The organism is Campylobacter hyointestinalis subsp. hyointestinalis, from assembly GCF_013372145.1.
Lineage (GTDB): Bacteria > Campylobacterota > Campylobacteria > Campylobacterales > Campylobacteraceae > Campylobacter > Campylobacter hyointestinalis.
This window is the reverse complement of sequence record NZ_CP053827.1, coordinates 285,089-298,522: the sequence shown is the minus strand read 5'-3', so window position 1 is coordinate 298,522 and position 13,434 is coordinate 285,089. Positions and strand designations below refer to the sequence as shown.

15 protein-coding genes are annotated in these 13,434 nt (G+C 32.9%); 3 read left to right on the top strand and 12 right to left on the bottom strand.

The window, feature by feature from the left end; genetic code table 11:
- Window positions 1-13 precede the first annotated feature (13 nt).
- A complete protein-coding gene (nadD, locus tag CHHT_RS01640; protein ID WP_034962375.1) occupies window positions 14-868 on the top strand; it encodes a nicotinate (nicotinamide) nucleotide adenylyltransferase in 855 nt (284 codons plus the stop codon).
- 39 nt (window positions 869-907) lie between these two features.
- Here nadD and CHHT_RS01635 read toward each other — a convergent pair whose 3' ends face one another.
- On the bottom strand, window positions 908-1,933 hold the full coding sequence (locus CHHT_RS01635; protein WP_034962376.1) for a YeiH family protein: 1,026 nt from the start codon (window positions 1,931-1,933) through the stop codon (window positions 908-910).
- A 95-nt stretch (window positions 1,934-2,028) separates the two neighbouring features.
- On the opposite strand from CHHT_RS01635, the gene CHHT_RS01630 reads away from it, so the two are divergent.
- A complete protein-coding gene (locus CHHT_RS01630) occupies window positions 2,029-2,904 on the top strand; it encodes a LysR family transcriptional regulator (protein ID WP_034962378.1) in 876 nt (291 codons plus the stop codon).
- Here CHHT_RS01630 and argS read toward each other — a convergent pair.
- From argS to CHHT_RS01575, 11 genes are all read right to left on the bottom strand, one after another.
- Entirely contained in the window at window positions 2,876-4,468 is a 1,593-nt protein-coding gene (gene argS / locus CHHT_RS01625; protein ID WP_034962381.1) for an arginine--tRNA ligase, read from the bottom strand. The two genes, CHHT_RS01630 and argS, sit on opposite strands and share 29 nt — an antisense overlap.
- Entirely contained in the window at window positions 4,468-4,680 is a 213-nt protein-coding gene (gene tatA / locus CHHT_RS01620) for a twin-arginine translocase TatA/TatE family subunit (protein WP_034962385.1), read from the bottom strand. The genes argS and tatA overlap by 1 nt, the downstream gene beginning before the upstream one ends.
- A gap of 61 nt (window positions 4,681-4,741) precedes the next feature.
- Window positions 4,742-5,353 carry a guanylate kinase gene (gmk, locus tag CHHT_RS01615; RefSeq protein WP_034962387.1) on the bottom strand — a complete coding sequence of 204 codons (612 nt, stop codon included), beginning with the start codon at window positions 5,351-5,353 and terminating at the stop codon, window positions 4,742-4,744.
- Entirely contained in the window at window positions 5,350-6,591 is a 1,242-nt protein-coding gene (locus tag CHHT_RS01610; RefSeq protein WP_034962389.1) for a hypothetical protein, read from the bottom strand. Before CHHT_RS01610 ends, gmk begins: the two co-directional genes overlap by 4 nt.
- 62 nt (window positions 6,592-6,653) lie before the next feature.
- Window positions 6,654-7,427 carry a flagellar biosynthetic protein FliR gene (gene fliR / locus CHHT_RS01605; RefSeq protein ID WP_034962391.1) on the bottom strand — a complete coding sequence of 258 codons (774 nt, stop codon included), beginning with the start codon at window positions 7,425-7,427 and terminating at the stop codon, window positions 6,654-6,656.
- Window positions 7,428-7,462: 35 nt separating this feature from the next.
- Entirely contained in the window at window positions 7,463-8,101 is a 639-nt protein-coding gene (locus tag CHHT_RS01600; protein WP_034962393.1) for an ABC transporter ATP-binding protein, read from the bottom strand.
- 2 nt (window positions 8,102-8,103) lie between these two features.
- Window positions 8,104-9,168: a translation elongation factor Ts gene (tsf, locus tag CHHT_RS01595; RefSeq protein ID WP_034962396.1), complete on the bottom strand. Its 1,065-nt coding sequence runs from the start codon at window positions 9,166-9,168 to the stop codon at window positions 8,104-8,106.
- Window positions 9,168-9,947, bottom strand: coding sequence for a 30S ribosomal protein S2 (gene rpsB / locus CHHT_RS01590; protein WP_034962398.1), 780 nt, complete (start codon window positions 9,945-9,947; stop codon window positions 9,168-9,170). The genes tsf and rpsB overlap by 1 nt, the downstream gene beginning before the upstream one ends.
- 148 nt (window positions 9,948-10,095) lie before the next feature.
- A complete protein-coding gene (locus tag CHHT_RS01585; RefSeq protein ID WP_034962401.1) occupies window positions 10,096-10,317 on the bottom strand; it encodes a hypothetical protein in 222 nt (73 codons plus the stop codon).
- Window positions 10,318-10,349: 32 nt separating this feature from the next.
- Entirely contained in the window at window positions 10,350-11,027 is a 678-nt protein-coding gene (gene pgeF / locus CHHT_RS01580) for a peptidoglycan editing factor PgeF (protein ID WP_034962402.1), read from the bottom strand.
- A complete protein-coding gene (locus CHHT_RS01575; RefSeq protein WP_034962405.1) occupies window positions 11,011-11,631 on the bottom strand; it encodes a riboflavin synthase in 621 nt (206 codons plus the stop codon). The genes pgeF and CHHT_RS01575 overlap by 17 nt, the downstream gene beginning before the upstream one ends.
- A 412-nt stretch (window positions 11,632-12,043) precedes the next feature.
- Here CHHT_RS01575 and CHHT_RS01570 point away from each other — a divergent pair, with 412 nt between their 5' ends.
- Window positions 12,044-13,423 (top strand): phosphoethanolamine transferase, encoded by a 1,380-nt coding sequence (locus CHHT_RS01570; protein WP_141079406.1) that lies wholly within the window; start codon window positions 12,044-12,046, stop codon window positions 13,421-13,423.
- The last annotated feature ends 11 nt before the right edge of the window (window positions 13,424-13,434 follow it).

Here is a 13,434-nt window from a genome sequence, read left to right as displayed (position 1 = left end):
AGGTTAAAAAATATTGAATATTGCAATTTTCGGCGGAAGTTTTGATCCTCCTCATAACGGTCATAACGCAATAGTAAAAACCGCTTTGCTAGTTTTAGATATAGATAAGCTCATCATTGTCCCAACATTTTTAAATCCATTTAAATCTAAATTTAGCACAGATCCCAAAAAACGCCTTGTTTGGTGCGAAACTCTTTGGGGAAATTTAAAAAAAGTAGAGATTAGTAAGTTTGAAATAGAACAAAATAGAGCCGTACCTAGCCTAGAAAGCGTTTTGCATTTTAAAAAAATTTATAATCCGGGTATGATCTATCTCATCATCGGCGCGGATCAGCTTGCAAATTTAGAAAAATGGTATAAATTTAACATTTTAAATACCTTGGTAAAGTTCGTAGTCGCCTCAAGGGATGATATTTATGTACCGCCGAATTTGCAAAAACTAGATTTAAATGTTAAAATCTCATCGACAAAAGTCAGAGACGAGCTTGACTTTTCTAATGTTCCAGAACTTATACGCAGGGACGTTATCAAATTTTACGAGGAAAAACAAATGCAAGACAGGATAAATAGGATCACGAAACTACTTGATGAAAAAAAAGCTGAAAATATCGAAGTTGTAGATATGCAAGGTCGCGAATATTTAGCTAAATTCGTCATCATAGCCACGACTCTTACTGGTCGCCATGCTTACGCACTTTTAGACGATCTAAAAACTGAACTCAAACCAAATGGTGAAGAATTTCTAGGCGTTGAGAGCAGCGATGACTGGACAGTGATCGACCTAGGCGATATCATGATCCATCTTATGAGCGAAGCTTACAGAGCAAAATACAATATAGAAGAATTTTTAAAAGATCTTAAAAAATAAATTTGCAGCCTTTTAAATTCTTCTATTTTAAAAGGCTTATCAAATAAAACTTTTAGCCAAAATAAATCCTAAAAACATCAACCAAAAAAACAAAATAGTAGCCAATATAAAAGGTATTTTTCCAGCACTTTTTAAAGCATTTTTCGTGATAGTAAGCCCAAGAGCTCCCATCGCCACGCATAGCATAAACGTATCAGATAAATTTATCAATGGCATCAGCGTGTCTCTAGGAAAAAACGGTAATGAGCCGACCACTAAAGCCACTATAAACCAAACTGCGAAGTAAGGGAAAGACCCTCTTTTATCACCTTTTTTCTTTTCGCATAAAAAATATAAGCTAAACACGCTTAACAAGATCAAAAATGGCACTAGCATCAAAACTCTGAGCATCTTAACAATGACAGCAACTCTAGCGCCGTCTTCTCCTATGGCATTTCCCGCTGCTACTGCGTGAGCTACTTCGTGTAAGCTAACCCCGCTCATAAACCCTGCTTCTAGCTCACTAAGTCCGCTAAAACCAAGATTGTAGATCAAAGGATATAGAAACATTCCCAAGCTTCCAAAGACGACAACCGTACAAATCGCCACGGCGACTCTGTTTGAATCAGCGTTTACTACACTATTTGTAGCCAAGACGGCCGCCGCACCACATATACTAGAGCCTGAGCTAATAAGAACTGCCGATTTTTTATCAAGCCCGAGTTTTATACCTATGAAATACCCAAGTAAAAATGTACTAAAAACAATGATCGCAGCCGAGACAACACCGCCAAATCCTACGCTTAAAGCTTCATCCATAGTGATACGAAAGCCGTAAAATATAACGCCAAGTCTTAAAATTTGCTTTGTACAAACAGCTAGAACTCCTGTTTTGCTCACAAGAGTGACTAAAGAATGAGCGGTATTTCCAAAAAAAGCACCTAAAACTACAGCTATGATAAGTGCTGATATACCAAGTTTTGCAAACGGTTCTGTTAGTGAAAGACTATAAGCGCAAACTCCAAGTATCATCATAAAAATCCAAGCTTTTACTCGTCTTTTGATATAAATATCTTTATGAGTCATATTTTTCCTTTTTTTTATGAATTATACTAAAAATGACTTTGATATGGAAAATATATTTTTTATGTTATAATCATATATTTTATATATGGATAAATATGACGATAAAACAGATAGAACACTTCTTAAAGCTATGTGAGCTAAAAAATGTAAGCACAAGTGCAAAGGAATTTGATATATCACAATCTGCACTTTCAAACTCCATAAAAGAGCTAGAAAACTCGTTAAACGGGCTACTTTTTGATAGAATAAATAAAAATCTCATCTTAAATCAAAAAGGTAAAGCATTTCTCGAAATGATAACACCGATATATAACTCGCTTAAAGAAGTAGAGCTTAAAATGCAAAGCAGATCTATTTTAAATTTAAATATTTTAGCCAGCCAAAATACCGGAAACTATCTTTTAGCAGATATCATAGCAGAGCTAAATGATAAATTTAACATCAAATTCAACATAAAAAATACGTATGATATCGTAAATGAGTTGTTAGAGCATAAATGTGATTTAGGAGTGATAGAGAGCGATATCTACGATAAAAATATCTCAAAAATAAAAATTTGCGATGATGAGCTAGTAGTCGTAACAGGAGATAAAAATTACGCGGATAAAGAGTTTTATATCGACGAGTTGGCCAAATTTAGCTGGATATTAAGAGAAAATGGCTCAGGTACAAGGCAGACTTTTTTATCTCAAATTCCAAGCGACGTAAGATTAAATATATCTTTGGAAATAAACTCTACAGAAGCGATAAAAAAAGCTTTGATAGGTAAGAAATTTTTTAGTGTTTTACCTAAATTTGCATTATCAAAAGATCTATATGAAGTGCGTATTAAAAATATCAAATTTAAAAGAGATCTAAGTATAGTTTTTCATGCGAAAAAAGATATGGACGCTGATTTTTTAAGATTTGTAGATGAGCTAAAAGATAGCATCATCTACAAGCTCAATGCTCCATCTTCTCTTTTGCCTTGATCCCCATAAGATTTAGGGCTACTTTAATGCTTAGAGCCACGACTGAAAATAGCTTTAAGTACTCATTTTCATTACTAGCGCCTACCACGCGATTTTCATTATAGAACTTATGGAAACTCGCACTTAAAGTTTTAAGATAGTCGGGTAGCTTATGTAAAGATCTTGAACTAAACGCATCTTCTAAAACCTCAGGCAATAAAAGAGCTTCAAAAAGGAGATTTTTCGCATTTTCGTCCAAGCTTGAAAGATCAGCATTTATGACGTCGCTAGGTGACTTTTTGGCTTTTGCGAAAATTTGATTTATTCTAGCGTGTGCGTAATTTATATAAAAAATAGGGTTTGAGCTATCTTGCTTTTTAAGCTCATCTATATCAAACTCAAGACTGCTCGTATTTGCTTTTGAGATAAATATAAATCTAAGCGCGTCGCTTCCTATCTCACTTAAGATATCACTCATAAGCACACTAGTACCTGCACGCTTGCTCATCTTAAACGGTTTTCCCTCTTTTAACAAGCTAACCATCTGCATCAATATAACTTCAAGACGATTTTCATCATAACCTAAAAAATGTATAGCAGCTTTTAGCCTAGCTATATATCCGTGATGATCTGCTCCCCAAATATTTATATAATGATCAAAATTCTTCTCAAATTTAGCATTGTGATAAACTATATCTCCAGCTAGATATGTAGGTCTACCATCATTTCTTACTACAACTCTATCGTTGTCATCGCCTAGTTTTGTAGAGGCTATATAGATAGTACCGTCTTTTTCGTACATCTCACCACTATTTTCAAGCTTTTTTATAGTTAGTTCAAGACCGTCATAAAGCGCTTTTTCACTAGCCCAGCTTTCTATAAATATACCAACGTCGCTAAGATCTTTTTTAATGACCTTCAAAACCTCATCTTTACCAAATTCTGCAAGCTCTAAATTTCTACTTTCATCATAAAATATCTCTTTGCCAAATTTATCAAGCGCAAGTCTAGCGATATCTTCGATATATTCGCCACGATAATATTTCTCAGGATACTGCACATTTTCACTAAATAAAACTTCACGGGCAAAAAGACTTATGGATACACCAAGTAGATCTATCTGATTTCCTGCATCATTTATATAGTACTCTGTAAAAACATCTTTTCCTATATGTCTAGCTATCCTTGCTAATGTATCGCCATAAACCGCGCCTCTTACATGCCCTATATGCAAAGGTCCAGTTGGATTTGCGCTGATATACTCGATAAAGATACTCTCTTTATTTGATATATTAGTGCCAAAAGCGTTATCAAGTTTTAAAGCTTTGGTTGCTAAATCATCTAAAAACTCACCTTTGAGCTTGAAATTTAGATATCCGTTTATCGAGATAGCATCAAACAACTTGCTATTTTTAAATTTATTTGCAATTTCCTCCGCTATAAGCATAGGAGATTTTTTAAGCTCTTTAGCCAAGCTAAATGCAAGCGGAGTTGCGTAGTGGGCTAAATTTTTATCTTTTGGTTTTTCTAAGATAAAGTCACGCTCTAAAATACTGTAAATTTCAGCTTTAACACTGTTTTTCATCAAACGTTCTTTGTGGTTTCGTTTTGTTTTTGAACATTCTGTGTATCTTCAGCTTTTTCTATTTTTTCTACTGGCTCATCTTCCATCTCTTTTTTAAAACTTTTTATACCTTTACCGACACCTTTTGCTAGTTCTGGTATCTTTTTTGCTCCAAATAATAAAACGACTATAGCAAGTACTATTAGCCAGTGTCCCATACTAAAACTACCCATATTTTCTCCTTAATTTTAAAAATATTCTAACATAAAATTATAAATTTAACAAACAGATAAATTACTTATTGCACCAATCATCTATCACTTGATTTACGGCATAATTTTCGACTTTTACCAAAAGAGAGCTAAAAATAGCCCTTAAATCTAGATATGATTTTTCTAGATTTTCATTGATGATCAAGTAGTCGTATTCACTTATGTGAGCCATCTCAGTAGCGGCGTTAAAAAGCCTATTTTCTATAACTTCATCGCTATCAGTACCTCTAAGTTTTAGTCGTTTTTTTAGTTCGTCTCTATTTTTGGTAGTGACAAAAACCGATGTTATGATTTCGCCGTATTTTTTTTGTGCTAGATGAAAACCTTGCACGTCTATATCAAAGATGACGATCTTTCCAGCTTTTAGAGCTGCTTCAACTGGCTCAAGACTAGTTCCATAATAATTCTTATGTACTTGTGCCCATTCTAAAAATTTACCCTCGTCTATGCCCCTTTTAAACTCATCTTCGCTGATATAATGATAGCTTACTCCAGCAATCTCGCCTTCTCTTATACTTCTAGTAGTGCTTGAAATGGAAAAATAAATACCATCAAATTCCTTCATCAATTTTGATAAAAGCGTACTTTTTCCACTTCCGCTAGGACCACTTAAGATAAGAATTTGTCCGCTCACTCTTTTTCCTCAAAACTGATATTTATCTTTATATTTAGTCCTTTTAAGACCTCTTTTAAAGATCCACTACTTAGCAGAGTTTCTAGCTCTTTTCCTATATTTTGTGCCAACTCGCCGGGCAATGCATCTTTTGTCTGTGGTAGATTTTGCGTTGTCTCAATGATAGGCTCGTCTAAAGCTTGTTTTATCTCATCTTCTTTTATCTCATCGAGATTTTGTAAATTTTCATTTGGTTCCATATCTTCTTCTAAATCTTTCAAATTTTGAGTATCGTCATCTATATTTTCTTGTTCTGGTTCATCAACTATAGTTTGTTTTTCATCTTCTATATCTTGCAAATCAAGATCTTCTTTTAAGCTTTCTATATCCTCAAAGGCAAATTCATCCACATCTTGCTCTTTTATATCGCTATACTCTTCTATATCGTTTTCATTAAGATCTTTAGCATCTAGATCCATTTGGTCTATCTCATCGATCATACTACTAAGTTCATCAAGCTCTTTATCGCTATTTTTAGTTTGGATATTCTCTTTAACATCTTCATCATTTAGCTCATCAAGCTCATCTTCTTTTTCGCCATTCTCATCTATCTTTTCACTTTCAAGATCATCTAAATTTAAATCACCATCTAGCTCATCTTTCGCGTTTTCGTCTTCTTTTATTTGTATTTGAGTATTTTGAGCTTGATCGTTTTGTATTTCATCTGGTTCTGATTTTTCATCTGATTTTTCATCAGTTAAAGCGTTATTAGTCGCTTTATCGTCATCATCAAGATCTAAAAAGCTATCATTTGAAGCTTCTATCTCATCTTGATTATCTTCAAAATCAGCGTCTTTAATATCTTTAAACTCTCCAAATTCATTTCCTAGCTTTACGTTATCATAAGCATCTAGATCGTTAAAATCGCTATTTTTATCTTCAGCTTTATCGTGATTTTTAGGGCTGATTATTTTTTCTACAGTCTCTATAAAATCCGTCGGCAAAAATGGTTTTTCCAATATTTGAGCATTTTCATCTATTTTACTACCTCTAGGAACCAAATATAAAATATTTTTAGCATAAGAACTATAATCTACGTCTTTATCAAAAAGAGAGCTATCGCATATTAGTAGCTCATTATCCTTACTAGTTATATCTTCTAGATTTTTGACTTCGTTAAATTCATAGCCAAGTCTTGTAAGACTTATATTGATAAGACGAGAAACAGCTGGATTATCATTTACTACAATAACTTTCATTTTAGCCCCTTACACAATAATTTTATGTATTTTACGCTATTTTTCATTATTAAAAGCTTTATTTAAAAAAATAAGCTTGGTAAATCATTAAAAACTCTCATCATTAAAGTGGTAAAAAGTTTTACGAGAGCAGAGATTATAGCTGCTAAAACTACAAATCCTATTGCGATCTTTATAGGAAAACCTACGACTAAAAGGTTAAACTGCGGCATAGTTTTCATAAGCATACCAAAGATAAGATCAGCTAAAAGAGATAGTGCCAAAATAGGAAACGATATAATAAAACCAAATAAAAATAGATTCATGACACCTTTTGCGGTATATCTTACTATATTTTCATCTGGATAAAATCCACCAAGCGGAATAAAATTTAGCGAATAAGCTATAAATTGCAATATGATATGATGTCCATCAAATAGCAAAAATGCAAGCAAAACTATGAAATTTAGTATATTTGAGATAAGCGGTGAGTTCATACCACTTTGCGGATCTATAACGCTAGCCATAGAAAAACCCATTATCATTGATATCTGTTCACCTGCTAGCTGGATAGCTCCAAAAACAAGCATCAAAAGCACTCCAGCACAAAGTCCAAACATAAGCTCAGCAAATGTTTCTAATATGAGATATTCTATCTGTAAATTTGCAAGGTTTAAAGAAGAGTCTGCTAAAGGAAATAAAAAAATAGTAAGCATAAAAGCTAAAGTGGTTTTTACAACAACTGGAATTTGCATATGGCTAAAAAATGGAAAAAATATCATCAATGCACCAGTTCTTACAAAAAGAAGAAAAAATGTTACTACATTATTTTGACCTAAGAAATTGACAAACTCCATAATTTTGCTCTAATTTTTTATAAATTTAGCAAAATTTAGCTTAATTGCTCTAATTTTTGCTCACTTAGCCTAAATTTAAAATCACACTTGCTTGCTAAATCTTCATCGTGTGTTACTATCACAAGCGCAGCATTTTCATTTTTAACGTAGTCAAATATCACGTCCATAACTTCATTTGCCGTATTTTTATCTAAATTTCCAGTCGGCTCATCTGCAAATATAATACGCGGTTTTTTACTCATAACTCTTGCTATGCTAACTCTTTGTTGCTGTCCGCCACTAAGTTCGCCGATTTTTTGGTTCATCACGTGGTCTATTTTTAACTTTTTTAAAAGTTCTATATTGATCTTATGTCCGCTTAGTACGTTTGCAAGCTCGATATTTTCGTAAGCATTAAAACCCTTAAAAAGATAGTGTGCTTGAAATATTATCCCAAATTCTAAGCGCCTAATTTTTAAAAGCTCATTTTCATTTATATTATAAATTGATTTTTCATTGTATATAACTTCGCCACTAGCAGGTTTTAAAAGCGTGGAAAGAATATGTAAGATAGTAGATTTCCCGCTACCACTCACGCCTGTTATGGCTGTGGTAGTGGCGGGATTTATATCTAAATTTAGATCACTAAAAAGCGGATAGTCAAATTTATGGGATAAATTTACCGCTTTTAGCATTATTAAGCCATTTGAGCTGCTACTTCAGCTGCAAAGTCTTCTGTCTTTTTCTCTAAGCCTTCGCCTACTTCAAAGCGTACATAGCTTACGATCTCGATGCTACCGCCAAGTTTTTTTGCTTCTTCAGCGATAACTTGTTCGATAGTTTTTTTATCGTCCATTACATAAAATTGTCCTAAAAGAGTAAGGCGTTGATCTAGTTGAGTATTATCCGCTATATATCTATCGATTTGTCCAGGAAGGATTTTATCCCAGATAGCTTCAGGTTTGCCTTGTTTTTTAAGCTCTTCTTTTAAATGCTCAGTAACCTTTGCAATGATTTCATCATTTAGCTGAGCACGGCTTGCAAACTCCGGTATTTTATGAAGAGGTTTTTTAAGACGAACTAGCTCTTCATTTTCTTTTTCAAGCTCACCTTTAAGAGCTAGATACTCTTTTTCTACAAACTCAGGGTCAAACTCTTTATAGCTTATAACTTGAGGTTTCATAGCAGCAGCATGCATACAAAGATTTCTTAGGAAATCATGAATTTTACTAGCTGTTGCCTCAGAGTCGCAAGCTGCTCCTATCAAAACGCCCACACGGCTATTTGAGTGAATATATCCGGCAACTGCGCCATTTACTCCAGCTTTGATAGTTTCAAATCTTCTTACAACCAAATTTTCGCCGATAGTTGCGATCTGGCTTTGAAAATACTCTTCAAATTTAACACCGTTGATAGAACTCTCTTTTAGCTCTTCAACTGTATTTATAGAGTTGCTTTGAACATGAACAGTTGTGTTTTTAACTAGGTCTACAAAAGTCGCATTTTTAGCCACAAAATCAGTTTCAGAGTTAATCTCAGTTATAGTTGCAGTCTTGTTGTCCTGACTTACGACTACGCTTACAAGGCCTTCACTCGCTAAACGATCAGCTTTTTTGGCTGCTTTACCAAGACCTTTTTCTCTTAGTATATCAACTGCTTTTTGCATATCTCCATTTGATTCTTGGAGAGCCTTTTTGCAGTCCATCATACCAGCTCCGGTACTTTCACGGAGCTCTTTTACCATACTTGCGCTTATTTCCATTATTGCTCCTCAAAATCAGCTTCGCTCATAGCCTCAGCCACGACTTCGTCTTTTTCTTCTTGACTTACTGGAGCTACTTCTTGCTCTGTTTCGTCTTGATCTCTTAAAGCCTTACCTTCGTTGATAGCTTCAGCCATCTCTTGGCAGAATAATTGAACGCTTCTTATAGCATCGTCATTTCCAGGTATCGGGAAGTCGATAGTGTCTGGATCGCAGTTTGTATCGATAGGAGCAACTACTGGCATTCTTAGTTTGTTTGCCTCAGCAACTGCGATTTTCTCTTTTACAGTGTCAATTATAAACATCATATCAGGTAAGCTTTTCATATTTCTGATACCGCCAAGAGTTGCTAAAAGCTTCTCTTTTTTGCGTCTTAGCATCAAAGCTTCTTTTTTAGTAAGTAAGTTTATAGAGCCGTCTTCTTCCATAGCTTCTATAACTTCAAGTTTTCTTATTGATTGTTTTATAGTTCCAAAGTTTGTCATCATACCACCAAGCCATCTGTGATTTACATAAGGCATTCCGCATTTTTCTGCGTACTCTTTTACTGCTATACCAGCTTGTTTTTTTGTACCGACAAATAGTATAGTTTTGCCCTCAGCTGCAGCGTCTCTAACAACATTATATGTGTATCTGAAGTATCTAATAGTCTTTTGTAAATCTATTATATAGATACCTTTTCTCTCGCCAAAAATGAATTTTTTCATCTTTGGATTCCAGCGTCTTGTTTGGTGACCAAAATGCACACCACACTCTAGTAAATCTCTCATAGTAACCATGAGTTTCTCCTTAAAAAATTTGATTAGTTTATTCCTCTATGCTCCTTAACAGCGACATTAACTGCAACTAAACAAGGATTAGCATATGTGAAATGAAGTTTGGATTTTATCTTTTTTTTGCTTATATTTTTATAAATTTAAATATGATTTAAGGTTTATTGCTTAGCTGACTATTTTGTTTGATACGTTCTAAAACTTCAAATATATGAGATAAAGCTTCTAAATTTGGCTGAGCGATCTTTGTCTGTTTTTTGGAAAATAATAGTTCTAAAGTACGTGGATTGCTCATAAAATCGATACCAAATTTTTTGGCATTTTGAGCTATAAGTATCAAATTTAAATCACTAGGTTTAAACTCGTCATAATGCATTGTATTCCTTTAATCTATATTTTTAAATTTACCTATTTTAGGTAGATAAATCCGCAAAATCTTCCTGTCACACCATCTCTTCTGTATGAAAAAAATCTCTCGTCGCAATGTGTGCAAATATCACTAAATTCATAATCTCTCACACCAAAACTATCAAGCTCACATTTTAAAGCCGCATTCATATTAAATTTAACTCCGTTTTTAAATTTATTAAACTCACCTAGATCTAAATTTCCTATATCATAACATTTCCCGCTTATATTTGCACCTACTACTACTTTTAAATTTATAGCCTTTGATCCCATTTTTTTGATCGTTTTTGTAACTATTTGAAGTGTTACTCCAGCGCGTCCTGCGTGGATAGCAGCTATTTTGCCTTGAAGCTTATCATATATCAGCACAGGCGAACAATCAGCCACCAAGACGCATAATGCTACGTTTTTTAGACTAGTGATAAGAGCATCGCAAGGCGGAATTTCATCATCTAAACTTAATACTTCAAAAATCTCATCGCAGTGAATTTGATCCATAAAAATCAGCTTTTTCGCGCCGATTTTACGCCTTAAAATTTCTCTATTTTCAAGTACGTTTTGTCTGTCATCGCCAACATGAGTAGCTAAATTTAAGCTTTCATAAACGCCGCTCGAAACACCACCTTTTTTAGTGCTAAATCCGGCTAAAACGTCATTATTTTCAATACAAACTAGCATAAAAATCCGCTTCTTGCCACGATAGTTTTTTGTTGTGGCTATTTTTGATACCCAAAATCCGCTCTACATATCTAGCCAAAAGGTCTGTTTCGATATTTACTCGCCTACCTACTTTAAACTCGCCAAAAAGCGTATCTCTAAAGCTAATAGGTATGATAGTAAGTCTTATGCTATCTTCAAAAACTTCATTTATCGTAAGACTCACACCATCAACTGCGATGCTTCCTTTATTTGCCACTAAATGCATAATATCTTTTGGGAGTTTTATAAAAAAATCAGTCCCGCTTAGCAACTTTTTGATAGTTATTATCTCACCTACAGCGTCAATATGACCTTGCAACAAATGCCCATCTATCCTATCGCCTATCTTCATCGCAGGCTCTATATGGACTTTATCTTTATAATTTTCTATGGCTAAACTCTTAGAACTTTCGCTACTAAGCTCTACGCTAAAACCATCATTTTGAATGCTAACGACACTCAAACAAGCTCCATTTATCGCTATGCTGTCACCTAAACTCGGTCTAAATTTAGCTTCTAAACTTAAAAATTTGCCATCAAAACTTTTAACTTTTGCAATCTCTCTAATCAGCCCATTAAACATTATCTTATCCTAAAATTTGATAAGAAATTATATTAAATTTAGCTCATTTTTACAAATTTTACTTTGGAAATAATATTTTTTTGCTATTATACATATATTTAAACTATAATTTTAAGGATCAAAATGATTTTAAATAGAAGATTATTTTATATTTTGCTTGTTGAATTATTTTTGAGTATGCTTTTCTATAATATTGTCATAGGGGGGGGTATAAATGAATTTTATAGAATGCAAAAACAATGCATCGCACATCTTATTTCAAATTTTTTAGTATTTTTCTGCCTTTTTTATATACTTAGTTTTTTACCCATATATATGCATAATTATTCAACGTATTTTTGTCATTATTTTTGCATTAATTGGTATAGTAGAAATATTTCTTATTATTAATTTTCATGACACATTAAATTTAGTGTTTTTTGATACACTTTTATCTACAAATCCAAATGAGTCGCTAGAATTCCTAAACTCATATATAACGAAGCCACTTCCATTTTTACTTGGTTTTACTGCTTTTTCTATTTTATTTTTTTGTACTAAATCAAACAAAGACAATCTAAAAATACTCACTAAAAAATTTAAAATCATTCTTTTGATAATTTTTATCATATCAACCGGAGTGCTAATTAAAAAATTTGATAGCTTCATAACAAATGATAAAATGTATCTCAAGCAATGGATAGACATTATTTATCAAACATTCATCAACCAAAATGAGATGTTAAAAGAGATAAAAATTATGGAAGGAAATTTAGACAAATCCATAAAATCTACAAATTATCAAGTTGAAATAAAAAATGCAATTCCAAAAATAGCTTTAATAATCGGTGAAAGCACACAAAGAAACTATATGAATTTATATGGATATCCATTAAAAAACACGCAGAATTTAAGCCAAAAAACCAAAAATGGAGAACTTTTTATTTTTAACGATATAATATCATCATATTCACATACAAATCAAGCTTTAGAAAGCGTTCTAACATTTAAAAACTATGAAAATTCATCTACAGCTTGGTATAAGCATATGAATTTGATTGACATTTTAAAACTTGCCGGATATAAAACATTTTGGCTTAGCAATCAAGAATCAGTAGCCTCATATGGAAACTCTTACTCTGTAATAGCAAAAAGAAGTCATATTACAAAATATTCAAGTCAAAGAGTTGATGGCAAATCGCCACTAACGTATGATGGTATTTTACTTGATATTTTTAAAACTTTACCGCAAACAAAAGAAAATAGCTTTTATATATTTCATCTTCTTGGTACACATAGAGGATATAAAGAGAGATATCCAGCAAATTTTGAAAAATTTACTTATCAAGATATCAAAACCGATATTAATCTAGATAAAAAACAATCCAAAATAGTAGCCAATTACGTAAATGCAATACTTTATAATGATAAAATAGTAAGTGATATAATGGATAAATTTAAAGATGATGAAGCAATTGTATTTTATCTTAGCGATCATGGTGAAGAAGTTTATGATTTTAGAGATTTTGCAGGACATAGTGATACCATGGCCTCAAGATATATGGTAGAAATTCCTTTTATGATTTACGTCAGTTCGCAACTAAAACAAAATCGTCCAGATATTATAAAAAAGATACAAAATGCTCAAAATTTGCCATTTATGAGTGATGATTTTATTCATGCTTTTATGGATATTGCAGGAATAAAAAGCAAAGATTTTAACAATACAAGAAGTCTATTTGATAATGCATTCAATGCTAGCAGAAAAAGATTTTACAGCGGAAAAGATTATGATTTGGAACTAAAACCATGAATACATGTACT